Genomic DNA, 17,217 nt, shown 5'->3' on the forward strand with positions numbered 1-17,217 from the left:
AGCTATTTTCCTCTGCTTCGCCCTTCTCTGGTCATTCCTGACTGACGCGCTTGTCGAGAACGATTCAGACTTTGATGATCTATGCTACTCGAGCGAGTTCGATTAATTGAGTGACTCATATTACTCGACTGATTACGGCTCGGTTGGCTGTGGCTAGTTTGATTTCGACTCGGTTGAATCGAGGTTGATGGCCGCGTACTTGTAACAGGACGAGTATTATTGGCGGGACGGGTATTACTCGCCGGACGAGTAGTGCTAGATGGCCGTGTCGAAGGAAAACTACTACTATTGCCCTTTGACGGTTTATTTACATTGCTAGGTTTAGACCCTTGAGCTTTTGATGGCACATTATTCCACTTACCATCGCTACGATTTTCCCACTTGCCTTTATTATCACGGGCAACATTACCGTGCTTATCGGCAAACACATCATTAGTGCGCTTTTTATTTACCTTCGCTTTATTAAAATGCTTATTGGCTACACTTGGGCTGGCTAAGCGTTTACGATTCGCCTCGCGATGGTAAAGGTTATTGGGTCTAGCGCGATTATTAGCTAATTTGTTCGAACGCATATGATTATGCATTTTAGTGCGATTACCGACACTGATACTGTTACCAATATTGATACGACCGGTATTGATCACCACTGGTCGTCTATAGCCACCGCCATAATAGCCACCACAGCATGGGCGACGATAACCATAACCGCCTCCCCATACCACACCAGCATTGAAAAAGCCGTTGCTCCAGCTCACGCCAACATTCCAACCTGTCCACGGATTATAACCAACATGTAATCCCCAGGTCGGTGGGCGAGGATAATAATAACGGCCTCGATACGGTGGGTAATACCAGCCGGTACCGTAAATTGGCACCCCATAATAAGGGTATGACCACATATAACCCGGCGTATAACCTACGTAAACCACTTCAGGGGTTGAATCATAAACCTGCACGTAAGTGGTGTTATAAACCGGCGAACTTGCGGGTATCTTGGCAATTTCTTCATCAGGAATATTATCAGCAACAATCCACGGGCCTTTGGCAGTTTTTGAGGTAAACCACACCCCATTATCAACAGCGTAATAAGCTTGATTTATCAACAATACTTGTGTGGCGGTATTAACAGCATAGGAGACTGATGTTCCTGTTACCGCTTCAAATTTAGGCTCGCCATCGTATTCAACCTCCAGTGTGGCTTCATCACGCTTAATCGCTGCAGTTTGCGGGATTTGCGCATCTAGCACTGCTTGATTGGCTTCATCAGTGCCTGCAACTGAGACACGTAAGCCACCAATATCAGATTCGGGAGGGATATCGTTAAAGCTTTCAGGCAGTTTGTCAGCCCTAACAAACTGCCAAGGTCCGGCCTGCTTTTTAGATTTAAACCAACGCCCAGATAAGAGCACATACATATCGCCAGAGGAGGTCTCTCTTACCCATGGGGTTTCGGTATTGGTGACATAAAGTAACTTACCATCAATCAGACTTTGCCAATTGGGTGAGCCATCAGTGGCCACTAACTCAGTCGGTTCATTAGTGGTAATAATCTGCGGCGCATTGACGGTGCTTTTAGCGGCTTCATCCTCGGTATTCACCATGCTGACCAAATCTTCAGGAGGATACAATGTGACTTGCCATGGCCCCATAGGATCATCTGCCACATACCAAAAGGTACCACTGCTTAAATACAGCTTGTTCGTTTGCGTATTACGGGCAACGGCAAAAGGGGTATTTAACACTCGCTCATAGGGACTATTTTCAATTTCACTAAATTGTGGCTCACCATCATAGGACAGCAACACGCTCAAGTTATTACTGAAGACGATTTCTGGCGCATCGTTGTTAATATTATCTAAGCTGCGTTTTACCTGCTCAGCATTTTCAAGGCTGGCTGATAAGCGCTCCATGGAAATTTCGAAGCTAGTTGTCGCTAGCGCTTCTGAGACTGTATCGGTGAACGTTTGCTGGTCTTCGGCAGTGGATGATGGCCAGCGCACTTCGGTCACTTCAATATTACGCACCAAAGCAACATCGTCATCAGTATCGATTCTAGCGCTAAACCAAAAAGCGCCAAATACAGGGTCGTCTTGACCTTCCACTTCAAATGACATCGCAGCGCGGCTCATCAAGATATTGCCATCTAACGATTCTGGCTGCGGCTGATAAACCACTAAGGTGCCGAGTTTCGTTTCAACATCTTGCGGCCATTCAATTGCTACTGCCGAAAAGGGTAATAGCAACAATGCTATCCATACAGTTAGCACTTGCAGCCAGAGACGTTTGATATTGGTTATCATCATGAGTCCTTATTTTGCAATCATTTGCTATTAATCATGCGCGACTAATAATTAAAAGCGTGTATTTAAGTATATGTAGTAAAATCCATTTATTGCCAATTTGGTCATGATTAACAAGTTAGCATCTATTTGTTCATTTAATATACCGACAAACACATTGAATTTGTAAAATAGATTGTAGAAAAATCAAACAGCCACTTTGCTAAATATCCATCCACCCTGCCGTTTTATGAATATGCAAAGATCAAAAAAGCCCTTACTGGAAACCAGTAAGGGCTTTTTACTAACTGTTATTTACTACTATAAAAGCGGTCTATAAAGACGTCTTATAGTGAGTAGTAAAGTTCAAATTCAACTGGGTGAGTAGTACGTGCAACACGCTCTGCTTCACCTTGCTTGATAGCAATATATGAATCGATAAAGTCATTAGTGAATACTTCACCTTTAACTAAGAACTCACGGTCCGCATCTAAGCTTGCAAGTGCATCTTCTAGTGAAGTCGCAACTTGTGGGATCTCAGCCGCTTCTTCTGCTGGTAAGTCGTATAAATCTTTATCCATAGCTTCACCTGGGTGAATCTTGTTTTGGATACCGTCTAGACCTGCCATTAATAGCGCAGCAAAACCTAAGTAAGGGTTTGCATGTGGATCAGGGAAACGTGTTTCAATACGACGACCTTTAGGGCTTGGTACCACTGGGATACGGATAGAAGCACTACGGTTACGTGCAGAGTATGCAAGCATGACAGGCGCTTCGAAATGTGGCACAAGACGCTTGTAAGAGTTTGTGCTTGGGTTAGTAAATGCATTCAACGCTTTAGCATGCTTGATGATACCACCAATGTAGTAAAGAGCAGTTTCACTTAAACCAGCGTACTTGTCGCCTGCGAATAAGTTAACGCCATCTTTAGCTAAAGATTGGTGAACGTGCATACCACTACCGTTATCGCCCATTACTGGTTTAGGCATAAATGTCGCTGTTTTACCGTATGCGTGTGCCATGTTATGCACAACATACTTAAGGATCTGAACTTCATCAGCTTTAGCAGTTAGCGTGTTAAAGCGTGTCGCGATTTCGTTTTGACCGGCTGTAGCAACTTCATGGTGATGCGCTTCAACAACTTGACCCATTTCTTCAAGTACTAAACACATAGCACTACGTAAGTCTTGTGATGAATCAACTGGTGCTACTGGGAAGTAACCACCTTTAACGAATGGACGGTGACCAGTGTTACCATCTTCATAGCCAGTACCTGAGTTCCATGCCGCTTCTTTTGCATCAACTTTAGCAAAACAACCTGACATGTCAGCACCAAACTTAACATCGTCAAATAAGAAGAACTCTGGCTCTGGACCAATTAATACTGTGTCAGCAATACCAGTAGACGTTAAGTATTCTTCAGCTTTTTTAGCAATAGAACGTGGGTCACGGTTGTAACCTGTCATTGTGCCTGGCTCTAAGATGTCACAACGGATTAGTGCAGTTGTTTCTTCTGTGAAAGGGTCAAGAACAAACGTGCTCGCATCTGGCATAAGTACCATGTCAGATTCGTTAATGCCTTTCCAACCCGTAATAGACGAACCATCGAACATTTTGCCGTCTTCAAAAAAATCTTCATCAACCTGATGAGATGGGATAGAAACGTGTTGTTCTTTACCTCTGGTATCGGTAAAGCGTAAATCAACAAACTTAACTTCCAATTCTTTAAGTTGCGTTAAAACAGATTCAGCTGACATTCTTAAGCCTCCGGTAGAGTAAGGGTATTCCCTTTTATAATTCAAGTTCACCACTATACTACGACATTAAAGACGCGTATGTGTCGAAATATCACATAATTGACAATCTTAAAGCTATTACCATGCCAACTGAATAAGTATATGATTTTTATATATTTGACTTAATAGCCAATTATCGAAAACACAATTTTGCATCATTTTAGTGCAAGCGCACGCACTATTATGGTTCAAATTCTATTTTGGTGCGCGGCTAAAAACACTGCGCTGATTGTTTGTCACATTTCTGAATCGTTACTATTATATGATGCTATAAATGCCAAAATTGATGGTTATTTTTTAGCTAATCACAAAGTGTACAAAAATAATCCTATCCGCAAAGCGTCTCGTGGAGTAGAATGGCACGCTTTTTTATGGTGGCTAAACTTAATGCCGCTATAAACTCCTATTTATTTGTTTGATGGTATAGAGGTTTTATCCGTGTTAGAGAATTTACGTAACATCGCCATTATTGCTCACGTCGACCATGGCAAAACGACCTTGGTAGACAAGCTTTTGGCACAGTCAGGCACCCTTGAAAGTCGAGGCGAAGCCGCAGAACGTGTAATGGATTCTAACGATCTTGAAAAAGAACGTGGTATCACCATTTTGGCTAAAAATACCGCCATCAAATGGAACGACTACCGTATTAATATCGTAGACACTCCTGGTCACGCCGATTTCGGTGGTGAAGTTGAACGTGTTCTATCTATGGTAGATTCAGTATTACTTTTAGTTGATGCAGTTGATGGCCCAATGCCACAAACTCGCTTCGTAACTAAAAAAGCGTTTGCTCAAGGCCTTAAGCCAATTGTTGTAATCAACAAGATTGACCGTCCAGGCGCTCGTCCTGATTGGGTTATTGACCAAGTATTCGATTTATTCGACAACTTAGGTGCAACTGACGAACAGTTAGATTTCCCTATCGTTTATGCTTCTGCATTAAATGGTTTCGCGACCCTTGATCCAGACGAAACTAGCGAAGACATGACACCTTTATTCCAAGCAATTGTTGAAAAGGTTTCTTTCCCTGATGCTGATGCTGAAGGTGAATGTCAAATGCAAATTTCTCAAATCGATTACAACTCATACGTAGGTGTTATCGGTATTGGTCGTGTTAAACGTGGTAGCGTTAAGCCTAACCAACAAGTAACTATTGTTGGTGCAGACGGTAAGACACGTAACGGTAAAGTTGGCCAAGTATTAGGTTACATGGGTCTTGACCGTCACGAAGTTGCTGAAGCTAACGCTGGCGACATCGTTGCAATTACCGGTCTTGGTGAGCTAAAAATTTCTGACACTATTTGTGCTCCAGGCGCTGTTGAAGCCTTGCCTGCTCTTTCTGTTGACGAACCAACGCTAACCATGACTTTCCAAGTAAACACTTCTCCGTTTGCTGGTAAAGAAGGTAAGTATGTTACTTCACGTAATATCCTTGAGCGTTTAGAGCAAGAGCTAATTCATAACGTTGCATTACGTGTTGAAGAAACTGAATCTCCAGATCGTTTCCGTGTTTCAGGCCGTGGTGAATTACACTTAGGTATCCTAATTGAAAACATGCGTCGTGAAGGTTACGAGCTAGCGGTATCACGTCCAGAAGTAATCGTTAAAGAAATTGACGGTGAAATGTGCGAGCCATTTGAAACCTTAACCGTTGATGTTGAAGAAGAACATCAAGGTGCTGTAATTGAAAAATTAGGTACACGTAAAGGTGACATGAAAGACATGCAGCTAGACGGTAAAGGTCGTGTACGTATCGACTTTATCATTCCTAGCCGTGGCTTAATCGGTTTCCAAACTGAATTCATGACAGCGACTTCTGGTACTGGTCTTATCTACCATTCATTCGACCATTACGGTCCAGTGAAAGGCGGTGACATTGGTCAACGTGCTCGTGGTGTATTGATTTCAAACGCTACTGGTAAAGCACTGACTTTCGCATTGTTCGGTTTACAAGAACGTGGTCGTCTATTCATCGGCCATGCTGCTGAAGTATATGAAGGTCAAGTTGTTGGTTTACACGCTCGTGCAAACGATTTAACAGTTAACTGTTTGAAAGGTAAGCAACTTACAAACATGCGTGCATCAGGTACTGATGAAGCACAAGTGTTAACTCCGCATATCGAAATGACCCTTGAGCAAGCGCTTGAGTTCATCGATGATGACGAATTAGTAGAAGTAACTCCTGAGAACATCCGTGTTCGTAAGCGTTACTTAACTGAAAACGAGCGTAAGCGTCATAACCGTAGCGCTAAGTAATCGTTTTGATTAGTTAACGATTTCAAATTTTGAGAACCAAAAAACCCGCTTATGGCGGGTTTTTTATTGGCTAAATATACTTAGCCGCAAAACAGCACATGACTTAATTTCACTTTTAACTCACTTAAATCGACTATATATTTTCTCTCAATAATTAATCAACAGAGAATAATATGACCGTCATTAATCACGTTAACGTAGCCAAGCAAGCCAATGTTTATTTTGAAGGTAAAGTCATCAGTCGTACCATTCATTTTAATGACGGAAGCCAGCAGACTCTCGGAGTAGTGTTGCCGGGCGAATACAGCTTTGACACTGCTGTCGCTGAAATCATGAATGTGACTTCAGGTTCATTTGAGGTGCTATTACCCAACAAGAGTGAATGGCAAACCGTTCCAGCAGGTCAACTGTTTACACTTGATGCGAAAGTCACCTTTAAAATTCGTACCCATGAAATTAGCGAATATTGCTGCGAGTACAAGTAATTAGCCTATGTTAATCAGCAGTTAATACTGATCTTTAATTCAAAAGAGGCTAATATTATAAAGTTTAAAGCTGAAGGTGAAGGAACCCCAAATGCGTTTAACCTTATTAATAACTCTTATTTTATGCAGTGTTATCTTTTCTATCAGTCATGCCACCGTGTATCGCTGGGTTGATGAACAAGGAAATGTACATTACAGCGACCAACCACGAGAAAATGCTGAACAAGTAGAATTGAGTGAAAATACCCAAAACAGTGTTGCTGCGCCCACCGTCATAGAAACAGACAGCAGCCCAAAAGAAGCTAAACCAGTAGAGTATCGGGTACGTATTGTTAATCCGACCCAAGAAGAAACCATTCGCAATAACAATGGCAACTTTACTGTGGTTGCCAGTGCTGCACCAGAATTACCCAGTGGCTTTTTAATGGCGCTGTATATCGACGACTTACTTTATGGTCAGCCGCAATCAAGCAGTATTTTTAATGTTACCGAAGTGAATCGCGGTGAACATAATCTCGTGGTTAAAGTTTTGACCCAAAACGGCAAAGTCCTTGCATCAAGTTCTCCAAGAAAGATATTTCTACACCAAGCATCTGTTTTCTCAATCGCAAAGCCTCGACCTTTGCCAAGTAAAAAGTGATATATATCAAAAAGATAAATATTATGAATTTGAGATTGTTTTAACAAGTTGCCAGTGTAGAACAAGTTGCGCATCGCACCATATTGGTGCAACATAGTAGTGCAACTCTACTTTGCAGGACACTTGATGGACATGAACAATCTGCTGAATCATTTGGTTACCGCTGTATTCGTTATCGATAACGAATTACGGCCGCGTTATGCCAATGCTGCAGCTGAACAACTTCTTGGTATTGGCAGCAATAAATTACTAGAGCAGCGTTTACCTGAGCTATATCAGTTCATGGGCGTTGAAGCCGAGCTCCTCCAAGACTCGGTTAACGCAAATCAAGGGATCACCGTCAACACTGCGGCGTTAATTACTCTTGATGGCGTGCACCACATCATCGATATCACCCTAATACCGATGGAAAGTGAAGACAACATCAGCCTGCTAGAACTACGTCAAGTTGATCAACAACATCGTATTCATCAACAACTTAATTTAGATGCTCAGCAACAGGCTGCACAATTTTTAGTGCGTAACCTCGCCCATGAAATTAAAAACCCATTAGGTGGCTTAAGAGGCGCGGCGCAACTATTATCTCGGGAACTAGAAGACCCAAGCCTTAAAGAATTTACCGATCTGATTATTGAGCAAGCCGATAGACTACGAAATTTAGTTGATAAACTATTGGGCCCTCAGCGCCCGACTCAACATGAAACCCACAATATTCATCAAATAGTTCAAAAAGTGCTGCGCTTAGTCGAGCTAACCCTACCAAGCAATATCCGCTTGGAGCGAGATTATGACCCTTCAATCCCCGATATGGACATGGATGCTGATCAATTACAGCAAGCGGTGCTCAATGTGGTGCAAAATGCCGCGCAAGCATTAGATCCTAATGGCGGAGAAATACTCATCCGCACTCGCACCCAGCATCAAGTCACCATAGGCACTAAGCGTTTTAAGCTGGTACTGGCATTGTCGATTATCGATAACGGCCCAGGGATCCCTGCAGACCTATTAGATACCTTGTTTTATCCCATGGTCACCGGCCGTGAGGAGGGCTCAGGATTAGGATTATCCATCGCCCATAATATTGCACGATTACATGGAGGTCGGATTGATTGTATATCGGCACCAGGACAAACAGAATTTACGATTATTTTGCCATTACAATAATTTGCCAATGATGGCTCAAGAGGAAGTGATATGAACATAAGCGAACAAGTTTGGATCCTTGATGACGACAGCTCGATTCGCTGGGTTTTAGAAAGAGCCTTAGCGGGAGCTAAACTGACAACGGCAAGTTTTGCCGCTGCAGAGTCGTTATGGCAAGCCTTAGAAATATCTCAGCCTATTGTCATCGTATCTGATATCCGTATGCCGGGTACCGATGGCTTAACCTTGCTTGATCGCTTGCAAATGCACTATCCGCATATTCCGGTGATCATCATGACGGCTCATTCGGATCTGGATAGTGCCGTCAGTGCCTATCAAGCAGGGGCATTTGAATATTTGCCAAAGCCTTTTGATATTGATGAAGCCATTGCGCTGGTAGAGCGCGCACTGACCCATGCAACAGAGCAAGTACCGCCGCCTGTAGCTGAGCCAGAAAAGCTTAAAACACCAGAAATTATTGGTGAAGCGCCTTCAATGCAGGAGGTGTTTCGCGCTATTGGCCGTTTATCTCGCTCATCAATTAGTGTGCTTATTAACGGTCAGTCTGGTACCGGTAAAGAGTTAGTTGCTGGGGCGCTGCATAAACATAGCCCCCGTAAAGAAAACCCTTTTATTGCCCTTAACATGGCAGCAATCCCCAAAGATTTGATTGAATCTGAATTATTTGGTCATGAAAAAGGTGCCTTCACCGGTGCCGCTAATGTGCGCCAAGGGCGCTTTGAGCAAGCCAATGGCGGCACACTATTCTTAGATGAAATTGGTGATATGCCATTAGATGTGCAAACCCGTCTATTGCGGGTATTGGCTGATGGGCAATTTTATCGGGTTGGTGGTCACATTGCCGTGCAAGTTGATGTACGTATTATTGCCGCAACCCACCAAGACTTAGAATTATTGGTGCAAAAAGGCGATTTCCGTGAAGATTTATTTCATCGTCTCAATGTTATAAGAGTACATTTACCACCGCTTTCTCAGCGCCGTGAGGATATTACTCAGTTAGCAAGCCATTTCCTTGCCACTGCCGCCAAAGAAATCGGCGTTGAGCCTAAAATCCTCACTAAAGAAACCGCTAAAAAACTTGAGCAACTGCCGTGGCCGGGTAATGTGCGTCAGCTTGAAAATACCTGCCGCTGGTTAACAGTGATGGCATCGGGGCAAGAAATCCTGCCTCAGGATTTACCGCCTGAGCTGCTAAAAGATCCCATCAGTGCCAGCGAGCGTGTTAATGGTGTTTCTGATTGGCAAATGGCGCTGACCCAATGGATTGATGAAAAGCTCTCTGCCGGTGAAAGTGATTTATTAACTGAAGTGCAACCTGCCTTTGAGCGAATTTTACTTGAAACCGCACTAAAGCATACTCAAGGCCATAAACAAGAAGCCGCTAAACGTTTAGGCTGGGGGCGTAATACCCTCACCCGCAAGCTAAAAGAGCTTGAAATGGATTAAAGTCCTGCTTATTTCAGCCTAAAAGGAGTCCTATTTCGATAATGAAATGACTCCTTTTTTATGACTATATTGATTTAGTTTTGTAGTTTAAGCACTATTAACTCAGAGTATAAGCATTATTCAGAGCTTCGAATATGGAGCGAGTAACAACCCTCAATTACCACAAACACATGAGCTGTAAAGCCGCGAAGTATATCGCTCAACATAACTGCAAGGACTGAAAATGGCCGCAAAAAGCATTATTGTCATGGGCGTATGTGCCAGCGGAAAAAGTAGCATTGCTGCGCGCTTAGCTGCTGTTATCAAGGCTAAGTTTATTGACGGTGACGATCTACATCCTAAAGCCAATATCATCAAAATGGCCAAGGGCGAAGCGCTCAATGATACCGACCGCGCCCCTTGGCTTGAGCGCATAAGGGATGCAGCATTTAGCATTGAACAAAAAAACGAAACTGCAGTGATTGTCTGTTCAGCATTAAAACAAAGCTATCGCGAGCAAATACGCGAGGGCAATAATCATGTGGTATTTCTGTATCTTGAAGGTAGTTACCAACTAATTTTAAAAAGAATTCAAGCCCGTCATGGCCATTTTATGAAAGCTGACATGCTTGATAGCCAGTTTGCCACCTTAGAAGAGCCAAGCAATGAGCCTGACGTGATCACTGTCAATATTGATAATTCTATTGAAGCCATTGTCCAGCAAGCTTTAAAAGCTTTAACCGAGTTAGAATCAAGTTAATTTCGACCGCAACAGTATTATTAACTGCGGTATCAACTGCAATTGATGTCATCAACCATTAAATCGGGTCTTGGTGAATAATCACTTCGGCATCTTCAAACTCTGCCCGTAAGCGATCTTCAGTGCCATCAGTAATTTCGTGGGCTTCAAGTAATAACAGTTGCCCATTTAATTCAATATGAAATTGAATGAAGGTGGTTTTACCGGCCTGACGCGTCCGTAAATCATGAATACCATTCACCCGCGGATCCGCGGTGGCAATGGCAACAATCTGCGCCCGAGTCTCTTCATCCAGCTCCCTATCTAATAACGACTGAACCGAGCGATACGCTAAATCAAATGCTTGATGACCAATGTATAAGGCAATCAATACTGCAAACAAGCCATCAGCCCACCACCAGCCATATTGTGCTAATACCAATGCCAGCAATACTGCACCGTTTAAAAATAAATCTGATTTATAATGCAATGAATCCGCTTCGACTATGGTGCTGTTGGTCTTGGCTAAGGCTTTTTTCTGCAGTATCACCAAGGCAAAAGTCATGACTAAGGCAATAATGGAGACAATGACCCCAAGGCCTGCATGGGCCACTTCTACCGGATTAATTAACCGTTCGCCACCATAAAACATCAACAAAAATGCTGAGCCTAAGATGAAAGCAGATTGGGCAAGTGATGCAAGAGGTTCGGCTTTACCATGACCATATCGATGGTCGTCATCAGCGGGTAAAATGGCATAGCGAATAGCGATGAAATTCACTATGGATGCTAAGGCATCAGCAAAGGAGTCAGTAAGGGAAGCTAACATACTCGCCGACCCTGAATAGAGCCAAGCGAGTAGTTTTATCACGATCAGGATTAATGCTGTTGCCACCGCGGCTCGGCTGGCAAGTTTTACCCAAAAATCGTATTCAGATTCTGCAGTCATAATAGAGAAAACACTAGTAATTAAGCCATTTAGTTAATCTCTATTATAGCGGAGTCTTGGTTTATTTAACGAGAACCTTTACCTTTTACCTTGGTAAAGCGTGATTCAAATTTCTGTTGCTGCTCTTCTGTCAAAATTTGATAGATTTCATTTTGCATTTTGAAGAAATTCATCATTTGTTGTGTTTGCTTCGCCTGCTTAGCAGCAATGATTTGCTCAGCTTGAGACTCATTAAAGTTGGCATCAGTAATTAACGCTAACATGTCTGCTTTATGTGCACTGCGCTCTTCTGCTGAAGGACGCTCGCCTTTTTCAGCTTTGTACTTAGCCATAATCGCTTTAACGTCAGTCTTTTGCGCTTCGGTAAGATCTAAAGAACGTAGCATTTTACGTACGCCTTTATGCATGCTTTTACCGTGATGTTTGCCGCCGTGAGCACGTTCACCTTTTTGGGTTTGCTCAGTTTTAACTGAGGTATCTGCAGGCTCTGCGGCATAAAGTTGACCAGCTAATAATGCTGATGATGCTACTAGAGCTAAAACGCTGCTTTTCATCTTTAATCGTGTTTTCATAATCTCACCTTTTATCTCAAGTTATTGAACCCGCTAAGACCGACGGTTAACCATTTAATCCATCAAATGTAACCAATCAAAAACTCACCTTAGGCTCAAAATCGTTTGTGTTGTCAGCATGAAAATGAACATCGCACTGATAACGGGATCTGGGGTCACCTACATACTGTTTCGTAGGAATGAAACAAGTTTAGCGAATGCAATGTCAATGAGGGTGTTGGCTCAGTAAAAAAATGTAAAGACCATTTTTTAATCAACACATATCTTGTTCTTCAATAAAATTGCCCATAATCACGACCTCGATGCAGAGAATGGGAGCAAGCTCACGTATTAAAGGTTTGATCATTTTCATAATGAACAAAGTTACACTTGTAACATCAAAGTTAGCGCTAAGTAGTTAACATTATGAGACATTAGCTTTATAGCGAGTGCGACTTATCAGAGATAATTTAAGCGCATGTGACAAAAGACTGCAGCTAAGAGTGAATGACTGATGTTATGAGTGACGAAATGCGGTAAATGATTGAATTGAGGTTATGGATGAACAAAGTTGTCAGCAATATCATTTTTATTAGTAGTTTATTATTTTCTGTCTGTGGTTTTGCACAAAGTAACGTGACACCCAGTCCTCACGAACCCAATGCCAGTATTTGGGTTAATCAAACCCAAGCCGGCCCCGAGATTAACTTACACTTTTTTTGGTCTGCGACCTGCCCACATTGTAAGGAGGCTCACCCTTTTATAGATGCCTTAGCAGAGCGCTATAGCTGGATTCATTTACAAGATTACCTTATCAGCGAGCCTGGCAGTGTCGACAAACTCATGGCCGTGGGCGAATTAACCGGGGTTGAACCCAAGTCAGTGCCTTATTTCGCCGTCTGTGGCGAAGCCATTACTGGCTACAACAGCCATGATGTCACCGGACGCTATATTCTGCAGCGCCTAGAGGCTTGTTATCAACGAAATGCAGGCAGCTTGCCAAGCAAAGACTTAATGGCTGATTTCTATACCGAAAAAACCACTGCTAGTAGCCCGCTTTTTGAAACCTGTGCTGATGATTCAGATCCAAATAACCCCAGCACTTGTGGGATGAACTTTAGTACGACTACTGGCGAACAAGCAAAGCTCGATTCAACGCCACATATCCAGCCCGTTGATATTCCGTTAATTGGTGCAGTACAACCAGAGCAAATGTCACTTCCTGTGTTGACCTTAGTCCTCGCCGGCGTCGATGCCTTTAACCCTTGTGCCTTCTTCGTATTGCTATTTTTGCTTAGCATTATGGTGAATGCCGGTAGTCGTGGCCGCATGTTATTAGTGGGCGGTATCTTTGTGTTTTTCTCGGGCTTTATTTACTTTATCTTTATGAGCGCGTGGCTAAACTTATTCCAGTTACTTGGCGGTGGTGATGGCGGCTGGATAATTACTAGCGCAGGAGTTATCGCACTGGTGGCGGCAGTAGTGAATATTAAAGATTTCTTTTTTGGTAAAGGCGATGTCAGTTTGTCTATGTCAGTTGAAAACCGCGGCAGCTTAATCAAACGCATGGGCAAATTATCTAAAGCTAGCTCTTTACCAAGCTTAATATTGGGTTCGGCATTACTGGCGATTATGGCCAATGCTTACGAGCTACTCTGCACCGCGGGTTTCCCGATGATTTACACCTCAGTGTTATCAATCTCAGGGGTAGATACCGTGCAGCGCTATTTATACCTCATCGCTTATAACCTTATCTATATCATTCCATTAGCGACGATTGTCATTGTTTTTGCTGCCACATTAGGTAAACGTAAGCTCACTGAAAAAGAAGGTGAAGTACTTAAGTTAATGTCTGGGATCATGATGCTAGGCTTAGGCAGCATGTTGGTCCTTAACCCTATGGCACTGCAAAACGTGGTGTTCTCTGTTGGGTTAATTGCCGGCTCAATTTTACTTACCTATATTGTGGTAAAAATTAAGCGCTATAAGCAAAAAGCCGTCTAATTTTTTATCTGGTAACATTATCAATGCGAGTGCTATTAAGTCGCACTCGCTATTGGCTATTTTGATTAGACTGACCAGCTTGGTTTATTGCTTGTTCCAGCCCATTTATAGCTATCACTAAACAATAACCACAGCTTAGTTGGCCAATATGTAAAAGAGTGCAATGTTGCTAAACTTGGCTATTCATTCGTTATATAGTGAATGCTTATTATTGAGCGAGGATCCCATGAGTCGAATTTTATTAGTCGATGATGACGCAGGTTTATCAGAGTTATTAGCCCAGCTTTTAGAGCTAGAAGGCTTTGAATTAACTCAAGCATTTGATGGTCAGCAAGGGCTAGACTTTGCGCAGAATCAAGATTTTGATTTAATCTTATTAGACGTCATGCTGCCAAAACTCAATGGTTTTGAAGTGCTGCGCGCCCTGCGCACCCAAAAGCAAACTCCAGTGCTGATGCTTACCGCCAGAGGCGATGAAATTGACCGAGTAGTAGGGTTAGAAATTGGCGCTGATGACTACCTGCCAAAACCGTTTAACGATCGTGAATTAGTGGCCCGTATACGCGCTATTTTACGCCGTTCTAGCCTCACTCAAGCAGATGCAGGCGCCCAAGATACCATTAGCTTTGGTGATTTAAGCTTAGATCAAGCCAGACAAGAGCTGTACTGTAATGATCAGCTTATTATTCTTACCGGCACTGAATTCTCATTGCTTCATAGCTTGATCACTCAAGCAGGCGATTTGGTCACTAAAGAGCAGCTCAGTGAAACCGTTTTGGGTAAAAAACTGATGCCATTTGACCGCAGTTTAGACATGCATTTATCCAATCTGCGCAAAAAATTACCTGAACGTCACGATGGTCGCCCTCGAGTAAAAACCATCCGTGGTAAAGGCTATATCTGGATCCCATAATGATTAAGCTATCTTCGTTAAATCGTTTATTTGTCAAATTACTGCTGGGCTTTTGGCTTGGCAGCTCTTTAATTATTGGCTTTGTGGCTGTACTGCCTTTATTGCAGCAAAACCACGACAAACAGCCAATGACAGCCAAGCAGCAACAGCTACTTAAACGCACAGCTAAACCATTTATTGAAGATCCTAAATTACTCGAAGATCACAAAGCTTTAAAACGCTTGCATCGCCATCGCAGTCCAAATGGCAAAATGATTAAGTTCTATATCACCAATGACCAAGACCTTGTGATTAATAGCAGGCAAGTCCCTAGAACCTTTAGAGAGTTCTTGCTGATTAGTGAAGAGTTTAACGCGCCAATGAGCCATCAGTTCCGTGATGAATTGATTTTTGGACCTTACACTTTTACTGCTGGGGAACAAGAATATCGCATCTACAGTCGCGTACCAGATAACCACCCTAGACCTTGGTTCTTTTTCTTTAATGACCATAAATTATTAACCACTATTATCGCCATGATCTTATCTGGCATATTATGTGGCTTTTTAGCATGGTATTTAGGCAAACCACTTCGCTCACTCAAGCATAGCTCTAACGCTCTTGCTAGCGGCGATTTAAGCGCTCGAGTCGATGACAGTATTGCCGCCAGAGGCGATGAAATGGGCGAGTTAGCACAAGCATTCAATACCATGGCGCAATCCATTGAAACCATGATGCATAACCAGCAGCGCCTAATGGGTGATATCTCCCATGAACTGCGTACCCCCTTAACGCGCTTACAACTCTCTTTAGCGCTGGCTCGCAAAAAACAACAAAGCAGCGTCGAGATTGAGCGCATTGGCTATGAAGCTGAGCAGCTAGAAGCTTTGATTGCAGAATTGCTGACCTTATCGCGAGTGACCATCAGTAATACTGAAAATAAAGTCCACTTAGAACTTGCCGAGTCTCTCAGTCAAATTCTTGATGATGCTGAATTTGAAGCCGAGCAACAACAGAAAAGATTACTCATTGATATACCAGAAAACATTAGCCTAGATCACTACCCCAAAGCGCTTTCTCGGGCGATTGAAAATGTACTGCGTAATGGCATTCGCTATGCCAATAGTGACATTTCAATCACTGCAATAAAGCAACACCAACAGGTCGTCATTACCATTAAAGACGATGGTCCTGGTATTGAAGACGTTGAGTTAGAGAAAATATTTAAGCCTTTTTATCGCCCTGATAGTTCAAGAGACAGAGAATCAGGTGGTTGGGGCTTAGGTCTGGCGATTACCCAAGCCGCCATCAAGCTCAATAAAGGCGAGATACATGCCAGCAATATTGCCCCCCATGGGCTCAAGGTGGTGATTAGCCTGCCTGAGCGGATCTGCCGTTCGAATTGAACATTGTGAATTGATTACCACCAGCAGCTGGTTTTGCGTATAATTCCCAGCTCAATCAATGAAGGTAGCTATCCATGTTCCATATTGCGCTTTATGAACCAGAAATTGCCCCTAATACCGGTAACATTATCCGTCTTTGTGCCAATAATGGCGCTAAGCTACATTTAATAGAGCCATTAGGTTTTGATTTAGAAGAGAAAAAACTTCGACGCGCCGGCTTAGATTACTCAGACTTAACCAATATCACCCGTCATAAAGATTTTGCAGCCTTCCTTGACGTCATGGCAGGTAAACGTATTATGGCCTGCACCACCAAAGGTAGTCGTCCTCATACTGAGCTGTCGTTCGCTGCTGATGATGTATTGTTATTTGGGCCCGAAACCCGTGGCTTACCTATGGATGTCATTGAGTCGATTCCCACTGAGCAGCGCTTACGTATTCCGATGACGGCTAACAGTCGCAGCTTAAACCTGTCTAACTCAGTGGCGATTATTAGCTATGAAGCTTGGCGTCAAATGGACTTTGCTGGCGCCAGCTAGGTTTTAGGTTTTAGGTTTTAGGTTTTAACCACGGTAAGTTTCAAACATCAATCTGGCTTAAGTGGTTCAGACTAAGTGGTTCATCCCAATCA

General features: G+C 42.9%; 14 protein-coding genes. 10 read left to right on the forward strand and 4 right to left on the reverse strand.

Going from position 1 to position 17,217, the window contains the following annotated elements; all coding sequences use genetic code 11:
* Window positions 1-2: 2 nt before the first annotated feature.
* Window positions 3-2,303, reverse strand: coding sequence for a carbohydrate-binding family V/XII (locus BCU57_RS19460; protein WP_133149390.1), 2,301 nt, complete (start codon window positions 2,301-2,303; stop codon window positions 3-5).
* A 323-nt stretch (window positions 2,304-2,626) separates the two neighbouring features.
* The gene (gene glnA, locus BCU57_RS19465) at window positions 2,627-4,036 is read right to left on the reverse strand and encodes a glutamate--ammonia ligase (protein WP_076538111.1); all 1,410 of its coding nucleotides are present in this window, start codon (window positions 4,034-4,036) and stop codon (window positions 2,627-2,629) included.
* 477 nt (window positions 4,037-4,513) lie between these two features.
* On the opposite strand from glnA, the gene typA reads away from it, so the two are divergent.
* The 6 genes from typA to BCU57_RS19495 all read left to right on the forward strand — a co-directional run bounded on the left by typA (window position 4,514) and on the right by BCU57_RS19495 (window position 10,805).
* Complete coding sequence (gene typA / locus BCU57_RS19470; protein ID WP_076538117.1) at window positions 4,514-6,331, forward strand: translational GTPase TypA; 1,818 nt, start codon at window positions 4,514-4,516, stop codon at window positions 6,329-6,331.
* 173 nt (window positions 6,332-6,504) lie between these two features.
* Window positions 6,505-6,816, forward strand: a complete 312-nt coding sequence (locus tag BCU57_RS19475; protein WP_102440175.1) for a pyrimidine/purine nucleoside phosphorylase — start codon at window positions 6,505-6,507, stop codon at window positions 6,814-6,816.
* 91 nt (window positions 6,817-6,907) lie between these two features.
* Window positions 6,908-7,456 (forward strand): DUF4124 domain-containing protein, encoded by a 549-nt coding sequence (locus BCU57_RS19480; protein ID WP_102440174.1) that lies wholly within the window; start codon window positions 6,908-6,910, stop codon window positions 7,454-7,456.
* A gap of 126 nt (window positions 7,457-7,582) precedes the next feature.
* Window positions 7,583-8,620 carry a nitrogen regulation protein NR(II) gene (gene glnL, locus BCU57_RS19485; RefSeq protein ID WP_102440173.1) on the forward strand — a complete coding sequence of 346 codons (1,038 nt, stop codon included), beginning with the start codon at window positions 7,583-7,585 and terminating at the stop codon, window positions 8,618-8,620.
* A gap of 30 nt (window positions 8,621-8,650) precedes the next feature.
* Complete coding sequence (glnG, locus tag BCU57_RS19490) at window positions 8,651-10,066, forward strand: nitrogen regulation protein NR(I) (RefSeq protein ID WP_102440172.1); 1,416 nt, start codon at window positions 8,651-8,653, stop codon at window positions 10,064-10,066.
* Between the two features lie 223 nt (window positions 10,067-10,289).
* The gene (locus BCU57_RS19495; protein ID WP_102440171.1) at window positions 10,290-10,805 is read left to right on the forward strand and encodes a gluconokinase; all 516 of its coding nucleotides are present in this window, start codon (window positions 10,290-10,292) and stop codon (window positions 10,803-10,805) included.
* 58 nt (window positions 10,806-10,863) lie between these two features.
* Here BCU57_RS19495 and BCU57_RS19500 read toward each other — a convergent pair whose 3' ends face one another.
* Together BCU57_RS19500 and BCU57_RS19505 are read right to left on the reverse strand one after the other, a co-directional pair.
* Complete coding sequence (locus BCU57_RS19500; RefSeq protein WP_102440170.1) at window positions 10,864-11,733, reverse strand: cation diffusion facilitator family transporter; 870 nt, start codon at window positions 11,731-11,733, stop codon at window positions 10,864-10,866.
* Between the two features lie 65 nt (window positions 11,734-11,798).
* Window positions 11,799-12,305: a Spy/CpxP family protein refolding chaperone gene (locus tag BCU57_RS19505; protein WP_102440169.1), complete on the reverse strand. Its 507-nt coding sequence runs from the start codon at window positions 12,303-12,305 to the stop codon at window positions 11,799-11,801.
* A 540-nt stretch (window positions 12,306-12,845) separates the two neighbouring features.
* On the opposite strand from BCU57_RS19505, the gene BCU57_RS19510 reads away from it, so the two are divergent.
* From BCU57_RS19510 to trmL, 4 genes are all read left to right on the forward strand, one after another.
* Complete coding sequence (locus BCU57_RS19510; protein ID WP_102440168.1) at window positions 12,846-14,288, forward strand: cytochrome C biosynthesis protein; 1,443 nt, start codon at window positions 12,846-12,848, stop codon at window positions 14,286-14,288.
* Window positions 14,289-14,514: 226 nt separating this feature from the next.
* Entirely contained in the window at window positions 14,515-15,201 is a 687-nt protein-coding gene (locus tag BCU57_RS19515; RefSeq protein WP_102440184.1) for a response regulator, read from the forward strand.
* Complete coding sequence (locus BCU57_RS19520) at window positions 15,201-16,586, forward strand: ATP-binding protein (RefSeq protein ID WP_102440167.1); 1,386 nt, start codon at window positions 15,201-15,203, stop codon at window positions 16,584-16,586. Before BCU57_RS19515 ends, BCU57_RS19520 begins: the two co-directional genes overlap by 1 nt.
* A 74-nt stretch (window positions 16,587-16,660) precedes the next feature.
* Window positions 16,661-17,125, forward strand: coding sequence for a tRNA (uridine(34)/cytosine(34)/5-carboxymethylaminomethyluridine(34)-2'-O)-methyltransferase TrmL (trmL, locus tag BCU57_RS19525; RefSeq protein ID WP_102440166.1), 465 nt, complete (start codon window positions 16,661-16,663; stop codon window positions 17,123-17,125).
* Window positions 17,126-17,217: the final 92 nt, after the last annotated feature.

The sequence above is a fragment of the Shewanella sp. 10N.286.48.B5 genome, from assembly GCF_002874355.2.
GTDB lineage: Bacteria > Pseudomonadota > Gammaproteobacteria > Enterobacterales > Shewanellaceae > Shewanella.